Origin of the sequence: Kitasatospora sp. NPDC093679, assembly GCF_040683455.1 — a bacterium.
GTDB lineage: Bacteria > Actinomycetota > Actinomycetes > Streptomycetales > Streptomycetaceae > Kitasatospora > Kitasatospora arboriphila.
Map to the genome: position 1 here is coordinate 21,772 of NZ_JBFBDW010000061.1, position 16,742 is coordinate 38,513.

The window sequence follows — 16,742 nt, forward strand, 5'->3', positions numbered from 1 at the left end:
ACCGAAAACCCATCACTTCCCCGCGGGTAAAGAGCCCACGAGAGAGGGGGCTTTGGCGTGCCCTCACACAAGGCGAGAGCCACCAGTCACCGTAGCGCGACTCAGCCGCGCACCCCACACGTTTCGTCTAATCCAGTGATCATGAGCGCTGTTCAGCGGCACTCCTGCGAGCGAGCGGGAGGTCTCCATGTCTAGGATCACCCTTCGTTCTGCCTTCTTCCGCGTCGTACGCGAGTGGGACGCGGCGGTCCGACGCGGGAGCCTGAGTGCCCAGACCGCCGAGTCCTACATCAAGGTCGGCGAGCGCCTACTGCAGTTCAGTACGGCCTTGGGCATCACTCGGCTGGACGACATCACAGACGCCATCGCTCAGACCTTCGCGGACGCCCCAGGACGCGACCGCCAGGGGCGACTGATTACCACACCCGCCGACAGCACGCGCCGCGTCCGCAAGTCGGGCGTCGACGCCCTGTTCGCGGAGGCCCGGCATCTCGGCCTGACGACGAAAGCACCGCTGCTGGACCTTCCACCCATCCCGCGGTCCGCGCCCCGGCACGCCGGCGCGCTCACCGACCGCGACATCGAGGAGCTACGGTTCCACGCCGAACGGGGAATGCCCCAGACCCGGCACGCCGCCGTCCTCGGCTTACTGCTCTCCGGCCTGCACACCGGCGAGATCGGCTACACCACCGTCAGCGACCTCGATTTCCCGCACGCCCGGGTCTGGGCCTGCGGCACCACCCACACCACGGCCCGCTACTGCCCGCTCGACGACGACTGGAGCATCAGAGTCCTGCGCCTGCGTGCCGAATTCATCGTCAAGCACTCTGGCTCGGACGGCTTCGGAACCCTCGCCACCATCGCCGACTCACCCGCCTACCGCCGCCAGGCCAGCGTGTGCACCGCCTTCGGCGAGATCGTCCGCAGTGGTGGCATCGCGGCTGAGGGCCGCTCGGCGGCCCCGCACGACGTCTCCAGCTGGCTCGCAGCGAAGGTCCTCGAGCAGACCGGTCAGATCGCCGACGTCGCTCTCCGCTTCGGCCTGTCCTCCCTCGATGGTGCAGCCCGACTGGCCGGCTACCAGTGGCGGCCCTCCGCAGAGGAGGCCGGCACGTGAGCCCATCCACCAGTTCCCCGCGCAAACTCAAGAAGGCTGCCAAGGCCAAGAAAGAGCCCGACTGGGTCCTCGGCCCCACGCCCCGGGACATCTTCAGCCCGGCCGGCTTCGATCCCGAACCCAAAGGTCCCGAGGCCCGGAACATCCCGGAGATCGAACGGCTGGAGCTCGTCGTCGCCAATCCCGCCCTGTACAAGGTGGCCACCGCAGTTCTCCCCCGAAAGGAGCCGGGGACACGCGGACGCACCCCCCACTATCCGCCCTACGTCTTCCTCATCTACGTCTGTGCCATATCCGTCTTCAATACGGCCCGTTCCGCCGAAGCCAACCTCCAGCACAAGACGATCTGGGAAGTCGTCCGTGAAGGAGTACGACGGTGCCTGGGTGACGAGGAAGCCGATTCCCTCCCCGAAACCGGTCCTCAGCGCCATCACTGGCTGCAGTACCGGCACAAAATGCTCGACGCCCTCCCTCAGCTCCGTGAAGCCTCCCGGGACTCCTGGATCAAACAGGCCATCGCTCTCGGCTACCTGTCGGAGGAGAGACCCCGCGGCTGCTGGTTGCGCCCGGACCGTAGCCAGGTGATCAACGGCGACGCCACCGTCGTCAGGCCCCCTTCGGACCAGACCGAGGAATTCACCATCGACGAGAAGACCGGCGAGATGCGGCGGCACAGAGTCGATCCGGACGCCGGAATCCAGATCGAGGGTGGCGACAGGGCCGTCTACGGAAAGAAGATCGTCTCCTTCTCCGTACGCCTGTCAGAGAGACCTCACAGCCGAATCATCCTGAACGCCGACGGCGCCCGCCACAGGTCCCCGGAAGAGGACCCGGACAGGGAGGAGGAGGCGAGCACGGCCCTGCGCCTCGCTCACGAGATCCTCGACCGTGCGCCAGGCGTCATCGCTGCCGTGCTCGACACCGCCTGGCGCGGAACCCACCGGGCCAGGCTCGTCGCCCGCGGAATCGTCGTCTACACACCACAGCACGACGGAATCAACCCCAGGCCGCTGAACAAGTACCGCTATGACCACTGCATCCACGACGTCTACGCGGCAGCGGGCCGGTCATGCGAGCGGCACATCTCCGTCGACGGGCAGACCATCTATACGCCGCTACCCGTCCGGGAACTCCCGATGCGCTCCGGAGTGAACAGCCACCGCTTCTACCACGCGGTGGAGATCCCCTGCAGGAACGGACCACACATCGAGCTGATCCCCGTCTATGAGACGAAGGAGGACAGGGCACTCGACCCCAGAACCAAGCGACCGAAATTCAACCGCTGTGAGCACCTCCGCCAGATCCCGCCGAACACCGACCTCGGGGACCGCCTCAAGGGATTCCGCCAGGACAGCGAGTCCACCAACTGCACCCTCGACTACTCCCACTGGGACAAGCGCCTGCCCGCCTATGGCGCCCCCGGAGCTCTGCTCATCTACCTCGGCTTCGCCTGGATGATCAACTCCATCGCCCTCGGCACGGTAGGTGGGCCCCGCAGGTGACCAGCTGCCCGGCCAGCGGCTGGGCAGCTGCCTTCTCGGCGCCGGGCGGGTAACCCCCTCGCCTGCGCACCTCCACCCGCTACACTGACGGCGGCGCGCTGGTCCGCTGGCGCACCGCTGGATCAGTGGACCGATGTGTCCGGGATCGCGGCTTCCGTCGCAATTTCCTGCACATTTTCCTACAGATCCCCGCCTCAGTAGCTCAGGGGATAGAGCACGGCTCTCCTAAAGCCGGTGTCGCAGGTTCGAATCCTGCCTGGGGCACAGCACCAGGAACACGAAAAGGCCCAGGCCAGAGGGTGAAGCCCTCCGACCTGGGCCTTCGCCGTTCCGTGCCGCTGGTCCTGCCGTGCCCCTCCCGTGCCCGTCGTCGGCGGCGCCGGGCTCGATGTGGTGGGCCAGGTGCGTCCCGATCGGAAGGGGCGTCACGAGGTGCGGGAGCGGGTCGGTCTCGGCGCATCGGCCTCGGCGGGTCAGTGGGGCGGGACGGCGCCGGCGTAGACGTTGTCCGGGGTGGCGATCGCGGTGATCGCCCGGGCGAGGAGGGTGGAGGGTTCCTGGCCCTGGCTGAGGACGTCGGTGTTGATCATGACGACCAGGGTGGCGCGCTGCGAGGGCAGGTAGACGGTCACCGTCTCGTAGCCGGGGATCGAACCGTTGTGGCCGATCCAGCCGTTCGTCTCGAAGATGCCGAGACCGTAACCGGTGCCCGGGAAGCCCGTCGGCAGGGTCTTCAGCCGTTCCGCCTGGGTCCCGGGGCTGAGCAGCCGTCCGGTGGCGACGACCTCGGCCCAGCGGCGCAGGTCCTGCAGGTCGGAGATCATCGCCCCGGCCGCCCAGGCCCAGCTGGGGTTCCAGTCCGTGACGTCCTCGACCGCCCCGCTCAACGTCTGGTCGGTGTACCCGCGCGGGTGCGGCTCGGGGAACTCGGCGCCCCGCGGGAACAGCGTGCGGCGCAGGTGGGCCGGGCGGAGCACCCGCCGCTGGACGAAGTCGGCGAGCCGCTGCCCGCTGACCTTCTCGACGACCAGGCCGAGCAGGACGAGGTTGGTGTTGGAGTACTTGAAGGCCGCGCCCGGATCGAAGGTGTACGGGAACAAGCCGCTGCGCATCTCGGCGAGCTGACGCAGGGTGATCCGCCCGCCGTCCGGCACGCCGTCGACGTAGGCGGAGATCGGGTCGTCCAGGCCGACCCGGTGCTGGTCGACGAGTTCGAGCAGCGCGGTGACCGTGAAGGTCTTGGTCTCGCTGCCGATCCGGACGTACGAGTCGACGGCCATCGGCCTGCCGGTGGCGGTGTCGGCGATACCGGTCGCGCGGACGTAGCTTCCCCTGCCCGGCATCCACAGCCCGACCACGACGCCCGGGATGCCCGCCTGCCGGCGGACGTCCTCGATCGTGCTGTCCAGACGGGCGGTCAGCTCGGGGCCGAGACCGTCCGGTGGGCAATCGTCCGGGTCGTACCGCCCCACGCCCGCGGCGCGGACGGTCGGTGCGTGGAGGGTCGTGGCGTGGACGGTCGTGGCGGGGGCGGGTGTCATGGGAGCCAGCACGGACGCCGCGAACAGCGTTGCGGCGAACAGCCGGTGGTGGGGGGTGCGTCGCACGGCGCCTCTTCCGGATCACGGGTTCGGACGGCAACATCACCACCCCGGTCCGCTGCACCTCCCGCCCCGCCGGCACCCGCCGCGGCGAGTCCACTCGTTCGGAGTCGGAGCGGGCGCCCCGGTGGCGCAGCCGGGGCGCAGGCCGGTCCGGGGGCCGCGGAGGTCACCGTCGGTGGCGCCGGGGCCCTCCAGGTGCACGGCGGTCGCCGGCGACGATGCCTGCGGTGCCGGTGCGGCCGGTGCCGGGGTCGGGCAGGCGCTTCGGCGTCACCGGGACGGAACCGCCCGCGGCCGTGGCCGCGGTGACCGCGACGACGTCGGTCGACCTCAGGAACGCCAGCCGGTGGTCGTACCGGATCGGGTAGTAGAGGTCGCGGCCGACGACCAGGGTGCGGTCGTCCGGTGCGTCGCCGTCGATGTTCCGCGCGTAGTAGTAGTCGCCGTGCACCGGCCGGTCCGCCGCCGCGAGGTAGCCCTGTCCGGCCGGGATCGCCGCGGTGTAGGGCGTCGGCGCGAGGCCGGCCGGGTCGAAGACCGCGGCGACGGCCGGGTACGGGGCGTAGGCGGCGCGCTCGGGGTACGCCCTGCCGTACACCGGGACGGAGGTCCGGCCGGCCCTGGGCACCAGGACCGTCCGTCCCGGCCGGTCGTCCGCGGCGGCGCTCCGGCCGTGCGGGTTGTCGAACCAGCCCTTCACACCGCCGTACCAGATCGCCGTCCAGTCGCCCCGCCGGTCCGCGACCACGTAGCCGGTGCCGGCGACCGCCTTGGCCCGCCAGTCGGAGGCCCGGGTGGTGCCGCCGCCGATCAGCGGGGCGGTCGCGCTCGGGGCGGTGCGCAGGTAGACGAAGTTCTCCGGGCGGGCCGGGGCGCCGTCCACCGGGGGCGTGTTGCCGGAGTCGAAGGCAGGGGCGATCGTGACCGTGCCGCCGACCACGACCGGACCGCCGGTGCCGGCCCGCACGGGCGCGCCGACCAGGTCCATGTAGTGGTTCCAGTCCCAGAAGGTGCCGGGGTCCCAGTGCATGCCGGAGAGGTCCTGCTGGCGCGGGCCCGGGACGTCGTCGTGCCCGATGACGTGCTGCCGGTCGAGCGGTACGCCGAACCGGTCCGCCAGGTACCGGGTCAGCGAGGCCGAGGACCGGTACAACTGCTCCGAGTACCAGGTCGCCTTGTCCGCCGGGAACGCGTACCCCTCGTGTTCGATGCCGATGCTGTGCATGTTGACGGTCTTGTTGCCGGCGTGCCACGCGACGTTCCCGGTGCTCACCAGCTGTGTGACGTGGCCGTCCGAGGACCGCACGATGTAGTGCGCGCTGGCCTGCGTGGCCGGCTGCCGGAACGCCGCGATCGAGCCCTCGAAGCCGCCCTCGGTGTCGTGGACGACGATGCGGTCGATCCGCTGGCCGTCGGCGGGGCGGTCGGCGACCGAGTAGTTGCCGAAGGAGGACGGGTCCGAGGCGTTGATCAGTGCGTAGGCGGCGGGCCGGAAGTCGCAGCCGAGGCCGGCCGGGCACTCGACCGGGCCGGGTGCGTTCTCGTCCGACGGACCCTTGCGCCCGGCGCCGCCCTGCTCGGTGGAGGGCCCGGCGGATGGCCCGGCGGAAGGTCCGGCGGGGCGCTTGGCGACCGGGGGAGCGGCGGCCACGGCCGGGGCGGCGGACAGCGTGACCACCTGCCCGTCGGAGGTGACCCGGGAGGCTCCTGCCCTCACCGTGCCGAGTACGCGGTCGGCGAAGTCGTCGCCGCCCTGCCCGGCCGGGGACCCGCTGAAGCGGGACACCGCCGCGAACCAGGCCGCCGGATCGCCCGACAGCGGCCTGCCGGCCTCCCGCTGGTACGCCACCAGCAGGGCCGCCGCCCCGCGGATGCTCTGCAACGGCTCCGTCCGCAGCCGCTCCGCGGGCTCGTGCAGGAGCTCCGCCGCCCGCTCCAGGGTGTGCAGGGCCGGGCCGTCCTCGACCCGGACCCCGGGCGCGGCCCGCCGCGCGGGGGAGTCGTCGCCGCGGAGGTCCGCCTCGGGACCCGGCCCGGCGGCGAGGGCCCGGGTGACCGCGGCGGGGTCCACCCGGGTCAGGCCCATCACGTTGTAGTTGCCGGTGGTGCTCGGCTCGCCGTGGTGCGACTCCCAACGGGTCTGCTGGTACGACAACGCCAGCAGGACGCTCCGCGGCACCCCGAACTCGGCGGCCGCGTCGGCGAACCGGCTCTGCAGGACGCCGGACCCCGCTGCCGCCGCGACCGGCGCGGCGGCAGCAGCGGCAGGCGCGGCCTCCGCACTGCCCTGCGCGGCTGCGGCACCGGCCGGCAGGGCCAGGCCGGCGGCGGAGACCGCCGCCGCCGCGGTGATCGCCAGCGGCAGCCGCCGGCCGTGCCTGCGGTGGTGTGCGGCCCCGGCGGGCCCTCGACCGGCCCTGCGTGCGGCAGTCAACGGAGTCAGCGGCCTTCCCGTTCCCGTTCCGGCCGTGGAGCCGGACCCGTCCGGAGCCCGCCGCGGCAGCACCCGCCGGGAGGTCCCGGTCGGGACTCCGCGGGTGCCGACGCGGGGCGGGCGACGCGGAACCGGGGCCCAGTGGGGTGTCCACCGGCCACCGGGGACCGCACCCGTCCAACGGGCCGGGCAGGGGCTCCGCAACGGGCATCCACCCGCCGGGGCGAACCGCCCTGCTCCGAACGGGAGACGGGCGTACGGCGACGGCCCGGCGCAGGAGTGCTGCGCCGGGCCGTCGGACCGGACGAGGACCCCGGCGCCGCCGGGATCGACAGGGCCTCAGCGGCGGTGCTTGCCGTTGCCCGTGGCGGCGGCCGGCTCCGGGTACGGGATGCGGAGCTTGCGGGCGAACGGGGCCACCGCCGCGCCCGCGCCGAGCGGACGGGCCAGGGCGAACAGCGAGACCAGGACGGCCAGCGAACCGGCGGCCAGGCCGACGACGCTGCTCAGCATCCCGCCGCCGGTGGCGTCGGAGATCCGGCCGGACAGCCACACCGCGGCCGCCGCGCCCGGCAGGCAGGCCGCCGTGATGGCCAGGTGCAGGGCGACGACCGAACCGCCGTCCAGACCGCTGCGAGGCTTGCCGTTGCGGCGCAGGCCCAGCACCATCGTCGCGTCCGGGCCGGCCGGGGCCGAGGCGGGGACGGCGGACGGAACGGGCTTGCGCAGCCGGCGGCCGAGGGCCCAGCCGGTCAGGCCGACACCGACCAGGCAGGCGATGCTCTGCGCACCCGCCATGCCGATGATGATCCAGCGCGGGCTGAGCAGCCAGTACGCGACCGCCGACAGGCCCGAGTTGACCGTGGTCGACACCACCGTCAGCCAGAACGGGGTCTTGGCGTCACCCATCGCGTAGAAGCCGCGGGACAGCGCGTACTGCGCGCAGAAGGCCGGCAGGCCGATCGCGAAGGCGATCAGCGTCTGGGCGATCACCCACGAGTCGGCCGAGGTGACCTTGCCGTGCCCGTAGGCGATGTCGGCGATCTGCGGGGCCAGCGCGATGAACAGCACGGTGGCCGTGACGATCATGGCGGCCGAGGAGCGCAGCATGCCGGCCAGGTCCGAGCCGATCTTCGTCAGCTCGCCCCGGGTCGCGGCCCGGGACATGCCGGGCAGCAGCGCCGTCACCAGGGAGATGGTGATGACGCCCTGCGGGACGACGAACAGCTGGTACGCGTTGGTGTAGGCGAAGTTGCCGAGGCCCATCGTCAGGCCGTCCTTCGCCGCACGGACGCCGGCGCCCGTGCTCAGCCGGCTGATCACGGCGAAGGACAGCTGGGTGACCACGACCAGCAGCAGCGCCCAGCTCGCCGCGCGGATCGGCTTGGTCAGACCGGCACCGCGCCAGTCGAAGCGCGGCCGGAAGCGGAAGCCGGAGGAACGCAGCGAGGGCAGCAGGCCGACCGCCTGGACGACGATGCCCAGGGTGCTGCCGAGACCCAGCAGCATGGTCTGGCCGGCCGTCATCTGCTCGGCCTTGTCCGCGTCGTTGCCGACCAGGATGTAGAGGCCGAAGACCGCGATCGCGACCACGTTGTTCAGCACCGGCGTCCACATCATCGCGCCGAAGCGGTCGCGCGAGTTGAGCACCTGGCCGAGCAGGGTGAAGACGCCGTAGAAGAAGATCTGCGGCAGGCAGTACCGCGCGAAGGCGATGGTCAGGTCGCGCTGCGCGCCGTCGAAGTTCGAGTAGAGGTCGACGATCGTCGGGGCCAGCAGCCAGGCGCCCGCCGTCAGCACGACCAGGATGACGCCGCAGAGGGTGAGCAGCCGGTCGGTGTAGGCGACGCCGCCGTCCTTGTGCGTCTGCGCGGCGTGCACCAGCTCGGGGACGAAGACGGAGGCCAGCACGCCGCCCATGAGCATCATGTAGACGACGTTCGGCAGCGAGTTGGCGACGTTGAAGGAGTCGCCGAGGCCGGCGGCGCCGAGCGCGGCGATGATCATCGCGCTGCGGACGAAGCCGAGGGCGCGCGAGGAGAGCGTGCCGAGGGCCATGATCAGCCCGCTGCGGCCGACCGAGGCGGCGGGCGCGGCCGGGGCCTCGCCCTCGGCCTGGCGCTGCGCGGGGACGGTGGTGGGCGCCTGCGGCGGTACGCCGGGCTGCTGGAAGGCGCCCGGCTGCGGCGGCACGCCCGGCTGGGCGGGGACCCCCGGGTACCCGGGGCCCGCGGCCTGCGACGGATCGCCGGTGTACCCGGCCTCCGGAGGCTGCGGCGGGATCTTGCGCAGGGCCATGGTGGGCGGGTCCGGGTGGGCGTACGAGTCGGGGGACTCACCCGTGGTGTTCATGGTCATCGGATCCCCGTCACTCGGTGCCTGGGCGGTGGGGCTGTGGGGCCTCCGCACAGGTGCACCCAACCGGAGCAGTCTGCCAAACCGCGGCACTCCCTGGGGAGGCCGGTGTCGCGGGCGGCAGCCCTGCGCCCACGGAGGATATCGGGGGTCGGAACGGCCCGGCGGCGTGAAGGGTGATGGATTGTGACCCTATGTCCGGTTATGTCGGCGAAGCTTGCAATCCGTTCGGAGTGATCGGCCGTCATCGTCGTCCCTTCACCGCCGGGGTGGCGCCCGATCGTGTGAGCTTTATCACTGCACGTCAGCTGCGTCGGCGGGGCACCGGGGCCTCGTCCGCAGCGCCGCGGGGGACGTCGCGGCCACCGGGGTCGTCGAGGTCGTCCCCGTCGTCCCTGCTGTTCCTGTCGCCGCGTGCACGTCGGGCCGACCCGCCGCCGCTGCCGTCGGCGGAGTCGTCACCGTCCTCGTCGCCGGCCTCGTCCGCGTTCCCGGTGGGCGTGCCGCGGGCGAGCACGCGCTGCACGCGGGGCCTGGTCCGCCGGTCGACGCGGCGGAAGTCCCGGGCCAGCGCACCGGGCCGCCACAGCTCCACGGCGACCGTCGCCCAGCCCAGCAGGGCCGCGGCGGCGAGCCATCCGGCCAGGACGTCGCTCGGCCAGTGGATGCCCAGGGCGATCCGGCTCCAGCCGACCGCCAGGACCGCCGCGGCGGCCGCTCCGACGGCCCAGATCCGGCCCGCCCGCCCGGCCAGCGGCCAGACCAGGGCGACCAGGGCGGCGCAGGTGATGCCGGAGGCCATGGCGTGTCCGGAGGGGAAGGCCGCGCCGTGGGCGTGCGCGACCGGGTCGGCGAAGTGCGGGCGGTTCCGGCCCACGGCGTCCGCGAGGCCGATCGCCAGTGCCCAGCCGAGGGCGCCCTGGACGGCGGCCCAGGAGGCGAGGGTGCGGGCCCTGATCGCCCACAGCCAGGCCGCGGCACCGAACAGCAGCACCCGCATGGTGACCGGCCCGTCGATGTCGCCCAGCGTCTGCATCGAGGCCGTCCACGCGGTGTGGCGGCGGGCGTAGCCGTGCAGGGCGCCGGCCCAGTGCTGGTCGAGCCGGGTCAGCGGCCCCCAGCCGCTCGCCACCAGCCCGAGCAGCACCCCGAACAACAGAGTGCCACCGAGCGCCCACAGGGCGTGTCGGGCGACGGGCCGACGGGCGGCGGGAACGGCGGACGGGTGCATGGCAGACACCTTCCCAGTGGCGGTGTGCGGAGCGGACCCGGCGCGATCGCGATTCGGCATCTTTTGTGCGGAGAAGGTGCGATCGGGAGGTGTTGTTCGTTGGAAGAGGCGGTAGCGCCCGCGACTGTTGCGCATGGTGGCCGCTCGATGGCGGAGCGTCGATCGCCTCGATGAAAATCGGCAGGATACTGCATGAGGCGCGAAAATCTGAGTGAGTTGGGAATGTTGTCCCATTTCTGCGCGTTGGATCGTTACGTGTGAGCCTCCAGGAGGCCCGCACTTGTATGAGCAGCGCAGCCCCGCGCGAGCCGCGCCGCCAGACCCGGTAGCAGCCAGACCCGGCAATCCAGCAAGGGAGCAAGCATGGCCACTCGTGCCGTCGTTCGCGACAGGGCCGACCGGACTCGCTCGGCCCGGCCGACCAACCTTGAGGCCGACCGCGACCTCGTCGGCATGTACCTCGACGAGATCGCCAGGACGCCGCTGCTCGACGCCGCCGAGGAGGTCCAGCTCTCGTTGCGCATCGAGGCCGGGGTGTACGCCCAGCACCTGCTGGACGAGGGCGCCCTGCCCGAGGGTGCGAGGCGCGAGGAGCTGGAGGCGATAGCCGAGGACGCGGAGCGCGCCAAGGACGTCTTCATCAGGTCCAACCTCCGGTTGGTCGTCGCCGTGGCCCGCCGGTACCCGCGCAGCGGCCTGCCCCTGCTGGACCTCATCCAGGAGGGCAACGCGGGCCTCGTCAGGGCGGTCGAGAAGTTCGACTACGCCAAGGGCTTCAAGTTCTCCACGTACGCGACGTGGTGGATCCGGCAGGCGATCACCCGGTCGATCGCCGACCAGTCGCGCACCATCCGGCTGCCCGTGCACCTCGTCGAGGAGCTCGGCCGGATCCGCCGGGTGCAGCGCGAGAAGTCCAAGGAGCTGGGCCGTGAGGCCGACCCCGCGGAGATCGCGGCCGAGCTGGACACCACCGAGGAGCGGATCAAGGACGTGCTCGACTGGGCGCGGGACCCGGTCAGCCTGAACATGTCGGTCGACGACGAGGGCGAGACCCAGTTCGGCGACCTCGTCGAGGACACCGGTGCCGTCTCGCCGGAGGACGCCGTCATGGTGATGCTCCGGCGCGAGGAGCTGGACGACCTGATCGGGCGGCTGGACGACCGGACGGCGTCGATCATCCGGTCCCGGTACGGCATGGAGGACGGCCGGGAGCGGACGCTGACCGAGGTCGGCAAGCAGCACGGGCTCACCCGTGAGCGGATCCGCCAGATCGAGAAGCACGCGCTGGCCGAGCTGAAGAAGATCGCGGACCATGCGGGCTTCGAGGCGGCCTGACCGCGGGAGCGGCGTTCGCGGGCCCCGGTCCGGGCAGTGCCCCGGGCCGGGGCCCGCGGCCGTCCGGCACCACCTAGGCTGGTGGAGAGGACAGCGGGAGGCAGGACGATGGGCGAGCGGACCGTCGAGCAGGACGGGCAGCCGGGCGGGAAGCCCGGCACGAAGAAGCCGGGGCGGCAGGGGCCGTCCGCGGCGCGGCTGGTGTTCGGCGACCCGCTGGACCGGCAGACCGCCGACGACACCGACGCCGGCTGGGGCGAGCGCCCCGGCGGTGGTTCGGCCCGCGGGCTCGACTGGTACCTGAACCAGCGGCCCCCGCACCACGGCGACTAGCTCCCGCGGGTGCTGCGGCCCGGCGCGGGTCCGTCCGGCGGCCATGCGGTCGGTCAGCCCCGGCGGACGAGGGCGTCGCGGATCTCGGTGAGCAGGACGACCTCCTTCTCCTCCGCCTCCAGGACCTCCTCCTCCGCGGTCTTCCGCTTCGCCATGAAGTGGAGCATCGGCAGGATGAAGACGAAGTAGACCACCGCGGCCGTGATCAGGAACTGCACCACCGCGCTGAGCACCTCGCCCCACAGGATGAAGACGCCGGACGAGACGGACCCGTCCGCGGCGAGGGTGCACGGGCCCTTCAGGCAGGAGCGGTAGGACGCCAGGTCCTTGGTGCCGAACAGGCCGATGATCGGATTGATGATGCCTTTCACGAACGCATTGATGATGTTCGTGAAGGCCGCGCCGATCACCACCGCGACCGCGAGATCGACGACGTTTCCGCGGAGCAGGAATTCCTTGAAACCCTTCATCCCGCAACGACACCACAGCGGATCGGGGGGTCAGGAAATCGGCACGCCGGATTTCGGGGAGCACTCCCGCCCGCCGCTCAGTGCGGGGGCGGGGCGGTGCCCGTGCAGCGCGGTGCGGCCCCCGGCTCGGTGGTCGCCGTGGAGGCGGCCGCCATCGGCGGCGGGCCCGGCCGGAAGGGTCCGGCGGCGAGCGCGGTAGCGGCGGCGAGCAGCCCGGCGGCCAGCACCCCGGGGCGGTGGCGCACTGCCTGCTGCAGTCGGTGACGGCCGCCGGAGCCGCGGCGGATCGGCGGGAAGTCGGGCACGCTCCGGCGGGGCGGGACGGAGCACGGCGGCGGGGGAGCGAGGTGGGTGGTCACGGTGTCGGCGGCCTCCGGTCGGCGGTCCGCGGACCCGGCCGGGCCCGCGGACAGCAGAATGCGCCGAGCCCGGCACCTCCGGAATTGCCGACCGATTTCCTGTGGAAAACCCCGGCCTGTGGAAAACCCGCCTCACCCGAACGGCGCAATCAATTGCCGCGCGCCTGCTCAGTCGCGTACCGGGCGCAGGCAGGACCCCTGGCGCAGCCGCAACCCCCGGCGCACGCGCAAAGGCCCGGTGCCGCTCTCCACGGGGGAGTGCGGCACCGGGCCTCCGGTGCGAAGACTCAGCTCGCGGCCGGCGCCGAGGCCGTCGACCCCGAGGACGCGGCGGCCGGCGCGGAGGACGTCGAGCCCGAGGACGAGCCGGTGGACGACGAGGTCGAGGACGACCCCGAGCTCACCGAGCTGCTGGAGGAGGAGCGGCTGTCCGTGCGGTAGAAGCCCGAGCCCTTGAACACGACGCCGACGGCCGAGAAGACCTTGCGGAGCTTCCCCTGGCAGTCGGGGCACGTGGTCAGCGCCTCGTCGGTGAACTTCTGCACCGCCTCCAGGCCGTTGCCGCACTCGGTGCACTGGTACTGGTACGTGGGCACTTGCTTCCTCCTGGCACTCTCGCCTGATGAGTGCTAACGATCGTCAATGATGCGGTATTCCGCTGGAACAGTCCAGCGATGCCGGGTGTGAGATGGGTCCGGGCCGCCGGGCCCGGGCCTCAGCGCCCGGTTCCCGCACCCACGAGCTGCCGCGGCCCGGTGCCGTCGGCGGCCCGGGAGGCCGTGCCGGCCGGGGCCGGCCCGCCCGCCCGGAGACCGTCGTCCGCGGCCTGCACCCCGGACGCGGAGGGGGCCGGAGCGACCGCGGCGGCGTCCCGCGGAGCGACCAGCAGCCCCCGCAGGGCGAGCAGCGCGACCAGGCCGAGGCCCGCACCGACGACCGGCACGAGGAAGCCGGCGGACGGCCCGCCCGAGTCGATGAGCCGGCCCGCGACGGTGGAGCCGACCGCGAGGCCGAGGCCGATGGCGCCGGTCAGCCAGGTGAAGGCCTCGGTCTTGGCGCCGTCCGGGACGAGCGTCTCGACCAGGGTGTAGCCGGTGATCAGGGTCGGCGCGATGGCCAGGCCGCAGAAGAGTCCGGCGACGGAGAGCGCGGTGAGGTTCGGCATCGCCCAGAGGGTCGAGCAGCCGAGCACCAGCAGGGCGTAGCAGCCGAGCATCCGGCTGCGGGCCGAGCGGCGCCAGGCGACCAGGCCGTAGAGCACGCCGGCGAGCATCGAGCCGCCGGCGAAGATGCCGTACACGGTGCCGCTGGCGCCGGCGCTGCCGACCGACTCGGCGAACGCGGTCACCGAGACCTGCATGGCGCCGAAGACGGTGCCCACCCCGAGGAAGGCGCCGGCCAGCAGCCGGACGCCGGGGGAGGAGAGCGCGGAGGGTCCGCGGCCGCCGGCGGTGCGCGGGTGGCGGGCCGGGGCGGTGCGGCGCTGGGCCGCGAAGGCCAGGCCGCCGGCGACCGTCAGCGCGGCCTCGGCGATCAGCGCGGCGGAGGGGGTGACCGTGGTGGCGACGGCGGTGGCCAGCACCGGGCCGACCACGAAGGTGAACTCGTCGGTGACCGACTCGAAGGCGAACGCGGTGTTCAGCGTGGCCGGGGAGTCCGACAGCCGGGATACCCAGCGGGCCCGGACCATGGCGCCGATCTGCGGCACCGAGGCACCCGCGGGGGCGGCGGCTGCGAACAGCGCCCAGGCCGGGGCGTGGCCCAGTGCCAGGCCGATCAGCGCGGCCACCGACACGGCGTGCACGGCGACGCTGGGCAGCAGCACGGCCGCCTGGCCGTGGCGGTCGGCGAGCCGGCCGGTCTGCGGGCCGACCAGGGCCTGGGCGACGGCGGAGACGGCCGCGACCGCGCCGGCGGTGCCGTACGAGCCGTGGGTGTCCAGGACGAGCAGCACGATGCCCAGGCTCAGCATGGCGTAGGGCAGCCGGGCGGCGAAGGCGGGGACCAGGAACGTCCAGGCGCCGGGGGTCCGCAGCAGTTCCGCGTAGCCGACCCGGGCGGGTGCGGACGCGGGTGCGGCATCGGGGCCGGCAGGCGCGGGCGTGCCGGGGGACAGGGTGTCGTCGACCGTTCGGCGGGCCGTCACGGTCGGTCCTTCCTGCTGCCTGGTAGCGCGCCGGGGAACGGGTGGGCCCCGACGGCGCCGAGAGTCGTCCTCTCGCGCGTCGACCGGGGTAGATACCGGGTCCTGCCGGCTGTGGGGTGGTGCGGGTGCCGGCGTCAGGCAGGGTGCTGCGGACCGCGGCCGCCGAGCGGTCGCGCCAACTCTGCATCAGGCAGATGTTGCGGGTTTTCTAGGTGTAGATCTTCCGTATCGATCGATTATATGGCAGCCGGGCCCTGTGGGGCCGCTGATGCAAGGCAGGTCACATCCCGCCCCCGGCGGCCGCCGGTTCAGCGGCCGCGCAGCCAGCCCGCCAGCTTGCCGCCCCGGTCGACGGCGCGGAGCCGGCGTTCGGCGGCCTCGCCGACCTCCTCGGTGGTGACGACGAGGAGCTCGTCGCCGGCCCGCAGGATGGTGGTGCGCTCCGGCACGAAGCTGCTGCCCTCCCGGACGACCAGGGTGACCGCGGCGCCCCTGGGCAGCCGCAGCTCGCCCACCTCGACGCCGGACATCCTCGACTCCGGGGAGAGCGAGACGGACAGCAGGTGGCCGTGCAGCTTCTCCAGCGGCGCGGACTCGATGCCGAGGTCCTGGCCGAGGTCGCCCTCGCCGATCCGCAGGGCGCGGGCGACCGGCGGCAGGGTCGGCCCCTGCAGCAGGGTGAAGACCACGACCAGCACGAAGACGATGTTGAAGACCTCCTGGGCCCGCGGGGCCGCCGCCACCATCGGGATGGTGGCGAGCACGATGGGCACCGCACCGCGCAGGCCGGCCCAGCTGAGCAACGCCTGCTCCCGCCAGGGCAGCCGGAAGGGCGTCAGGGAGAGCAGCACCGAGGCGGGCCTGGCCAGGAAGACCAGCACGGCGCCGCAGACCAGCGCAGGGACGATCGCCGAGCCCATCTCGCTGGGCGTGACCAGCAGGCCGAGGACGACGAACATGCCGATCTGGCCGATCCAGGCGAGGCCGTCGGCGAAGCCGCGGACGGCCGGCCCGTGCGGCAGCTTGGAGTTCCCGAGGATCACCGCCGCGGTGTAGACGGCGAGGAACCCGGAGCCGTGCAGCAGCGAGCCGCCCGCGTAGGCCAGCACCGTCAGGGCCATCACCGCGATCGGGTAGAGGCCGGAGGACGGCAGGGCGACGTGCTTGACCGCCCAGGCGCCGATCCGGCCGACGGCGAAGCCGACCGCGGCGCCCACGGCGAGCTCGCCGAGGATGGTGCCGACCATCACGTACCAGGGGTCGAGCGGTCCGGTGGCGGCGAAGGCGACGACCAGGATGACCACCGGGGCGTCGTTGCAGCCGGACTCGGCCTCCAGCAGTCCGGTGAGCCGGCGCGGCAGCGGCACGGTGCGCAGCACGGAGAAGACCGCGGCGGCGTCGGTGGAGGAGACGATCGCGCCGAGCAGCAGCGCGGTGCGCCAGTCCAGGCCGACCAGCCAGTGCGCGCCGGCGGCGGTGACGAAGACGCTGACCGCGACGCCGAAGGTGGCCAGCACGCCGGCGGCGGGCATGACCGGCCGGATCGCCCGCCAGCTGGTCTTCAGCCCGCCCTCGGCGAGGATCACCACCAGGGCCGCGTAGCCGAGGACCTGGGCGAGGGCGACGTTGTCGAAGGCGAGGCCGAGGCCGTTGTGGCCGAGGGCGATGCCGATGCCGAGGTAGACGAGGAGGCTGGGCAGCCCGGAGCGGGTGGAGATGCGCACGGCGACCACCGCGACCAGGAGGATCACGGAGAACTCGAGCAGGAACGCGTTCAGGTGGTCGACGGTCACGCAGGGGCACCTCTGCGGCAGGAGGGGCTGATGAGTCGTTACTCAGTCTAACATTTTACTTGA

The 16,742-nt window shown here is 72.8% G+C and carries 13 protein-coding genes and 1 tRNA gene; 5 read left to right on the forward strand and 9 right to left on the reverse strand.

Features of this window, described 5'->3' with window-relative positions; translation table 11 throughout:
• Positions 1-187: 187 nt before the first annotated feature.
• The 3 genes from AB0O09_RS33160 to AB0O09_RS33170 all read left to right on the forward strand — a co-directional run bounded on the left by AB0O09_RS33160 (position 188) and on the right by AB0O09_RS33170 (position 2,883).
• Entirely contained in the window at positions 188-1,117 is a 930-nt protein-coding gene (locus AB0O09_RS33160) for a hypothetical protein (protein ID WP_363548369.1), read from the forward strand.
• Positions 1,114-2,619 (forward strand): hypothetical protein, encoded by a 1,506-nt coding sequence (locus tag AB0O09_RS33165; protein WP_363548371.1) that lies wholly within the window; start codon positions 1,114-1,116, stop codon positions 2,617-2,619. The genes AB0O09_RS33160 and AB0O09_RS33165 overlap by 4 nt, the downstream gene beginning before the upstream one ends.
• A gap of 191 nt (positions 2,620-2,810) precedes the next feature.
• Positions 2,811-2,883 (forward strand) — tRNA-Arg (locus AB0O09_RS33170).
• Positions 2,884-3,092: 209 nt separating this feature from the next.
• On the opposite strand, the gene AB0O09_RS33175 is transcribed toward AB0O09_RS33170, so the two are convergent.
• The 4 genes from AB0O09_RS33175 to AB0O09_RS33190 all read right to left on the reverse strand — a co-directional run bounded on the left by AB0O09_RS33175 (position 3,093) and on the right by AB0O09_RS33190 (position 10,243).
• Positions 3,093-4,226 (reverse strand): serine hydrolase domain-containing protein, encoded by a 1,134-nt coding sequence (locus tag AB0O09_RS33175; RefSeq protein WP_363548373.1) that lies wholly within the window; start codon positions 4,224-4,226, stop codon positions 3,093-3,095.
• Between the two features lie 163 nt (positions 4,227-4,389).
• The gene (locus AB0O09_RS33180) at positions 4,390-6,657 is read right to left on the reverse strand and encodes an N-acetylmuramoyl-L-alanine amidase (RefSeq protein ID WP_363548375.1); all 2,268 of its coding nucleotides are present in this window, start codon (positions 6,655-6,657) and stop codon (positions 4,390-4,392) included.
• A gap of 339 nt (positions 6,658-6,996) precedes the next feature.
• Positions 6,997-9,009, reverse strand: a complete 2,013-nt coding sequence (murJ, locus tag AB0O09_RS33185) for a murein biosynthesis integral membrane protein MurJ (protein WP_363548376.1) — start codon at positions 9,007-9,009, stop codon at positions 6,997-6,999.
• Positions 9,010-9,316: 307 nt separating this feature from the next.
• Complete coding sequence (locus AB0O09_RS33190; RefSeq protein ID WP_363548378.1) at positions 9,317-10,243, reverse strand: phosphatase PAP2 family protein; 927 nt, start codon at positions 10,241-10,243, stop codon at positions 9,317-9,319.
• Positions 10,244-10,696: 453 nt separating this feature from the next.
• Between AB0O09_RS33190 and AB0O09_RS33195 the strand changes: the two genes are divergently transcribed.
• On the forward strand, positions 10,697-11,578 hold the full coding sequence (locus AB0O09_RS33195) for a sigma-70 family RNA polymerase sigma factor (RefSeq protein ID WP_344625982.1): 882 nt from the start codon (positions 10,697-10,699) through the stop codon (positions 11,576-11,578).
• A gap of 108 nt (positions 11,579-11,686) precedes the next feature.
• Positions 11,687-11,911 carry a hypothetical protein gene (locus tag AB0O09_RS33200; RefSeq protein WP_363548380.1) on the forward strand — a complete coding sequence of 75 codons (225 nt, stop codon included), beginning with the start codon at positions 11,687-11,689 and terminating at the stop codon, positions 11,909-11,911.
• Between the two features lie 53 nt (positions 11,912-11,964).
• Here the strand turns inward: AB0O09_RS33200 and mscL are convergent, their stop codons facing one another.
• From mscL to AB0O09_RS33225, 5 genes are all read right to left on the reverse strand, one after another.
• Positions 11,965-12,381, reverse strand: coding sequence for a large conductance mechanosensitive channel protein MscL (gene mscL / locus AB0O09_RS33205; RefSeq protein WP_363548382.1), 417 nt, complete (start codon positions 12,379-12,381; stop codon positions 11,965-11,967).
• Positions 12,382-12,458: 77 nt separating this feature from the next.
• Positions 12,459-12,740 carry a hypothetical protein gene (locus tag AB0O09_RS33210; RefSeq protein ID WP_344625952.1) on the reverse strand — a complete coding sequence of 94 codons (282 nt, stop codon included), beginning with the start codon at positions 12,738-12,740 and terminating at the stop codon, positions 12,459-12,461.
• Positions 12,741-13,027: 287 nt separating this feature from the next.
• Positions 13,028-13,336: an FmdB family zinc ribbon protein gene (locus tag AB0O09_RS33215; RefSeq protein WP_363548384.1), complete on the reverse strand. Its 309-nt coding sequence runs from the start codon at positions 13,334-13,336 to the stop codon at positions 13,028-13,030.
• 119 nt (positions 13,337-13,455) lie between these two features.
• Positions 13,456-14,856 carry an MFS transporter gene (locus AB0O09_RS33220; protein ID WP_363548407.1) on the reverse strand — a complete coding sequence of 467 codons (1,401 nt, stop codon included), beginning with the start codon at positions 14,854-14,856 and terminating at the stop codon, positions 13,456-13,458.
• 338 nt (positions 14,857-15,194) lie between these two features.
• Positions 15,195-16,679, reverse strand: coding sequence for a potassium/proton antiporter (locus AB0O09_RS33225; protein ID WP_363548386.1), 1,485 nt, complete (start codon positions 16,677-16,679; stop codon positions 15,195-15,197).
• Positions 16,680-16,742: the final 63 nt, after the last annotated feature.

Coding starts and splice junctions, on each gene's coding strand:
- AB0O09_RS33160 (WP_363548369.1), top strand. CDS start 188: ATGTCTAGGATCACCCTTCGTTCTGCCTTCTTCCGCGTCGTACGCGAG.
- murJ (WP_363548376.1), bottom strand. CDS start 9,009: ATGAACACCACGGGTGAGTCCCCCGACTCGTACGCCCACCCGGACCCG.
- AB0O09_RS33190 (WP_363548378.1), bottom strand. CDS start 10,243: ATGCACCCGTCCGCCGTTCCCGCCGCCCGTCGGCCCGTCGCCCGACAC.
- AB0O09_RS33195 (WP_344625982.1), top strand. CDS start 10,697: ATGTACCTCGACGAGATCGCCAGGACGCCGCTGCTCGACGCCGCCGAG.
- AB0O09_RS33200 (WP_363548380.1), top strand. CDS start 11,687: ATGGGCGAGCGGACCGTCGAGCAGGACGGGCAGCCGGGCGGGAAGCCC.
- mscL (WP_363548382.1), bottom strand. CDS start 12,381: ATGAAGGGTTTCAAGGAATTCCTGCTCCGCGGAAACGTCGTCGATCTC.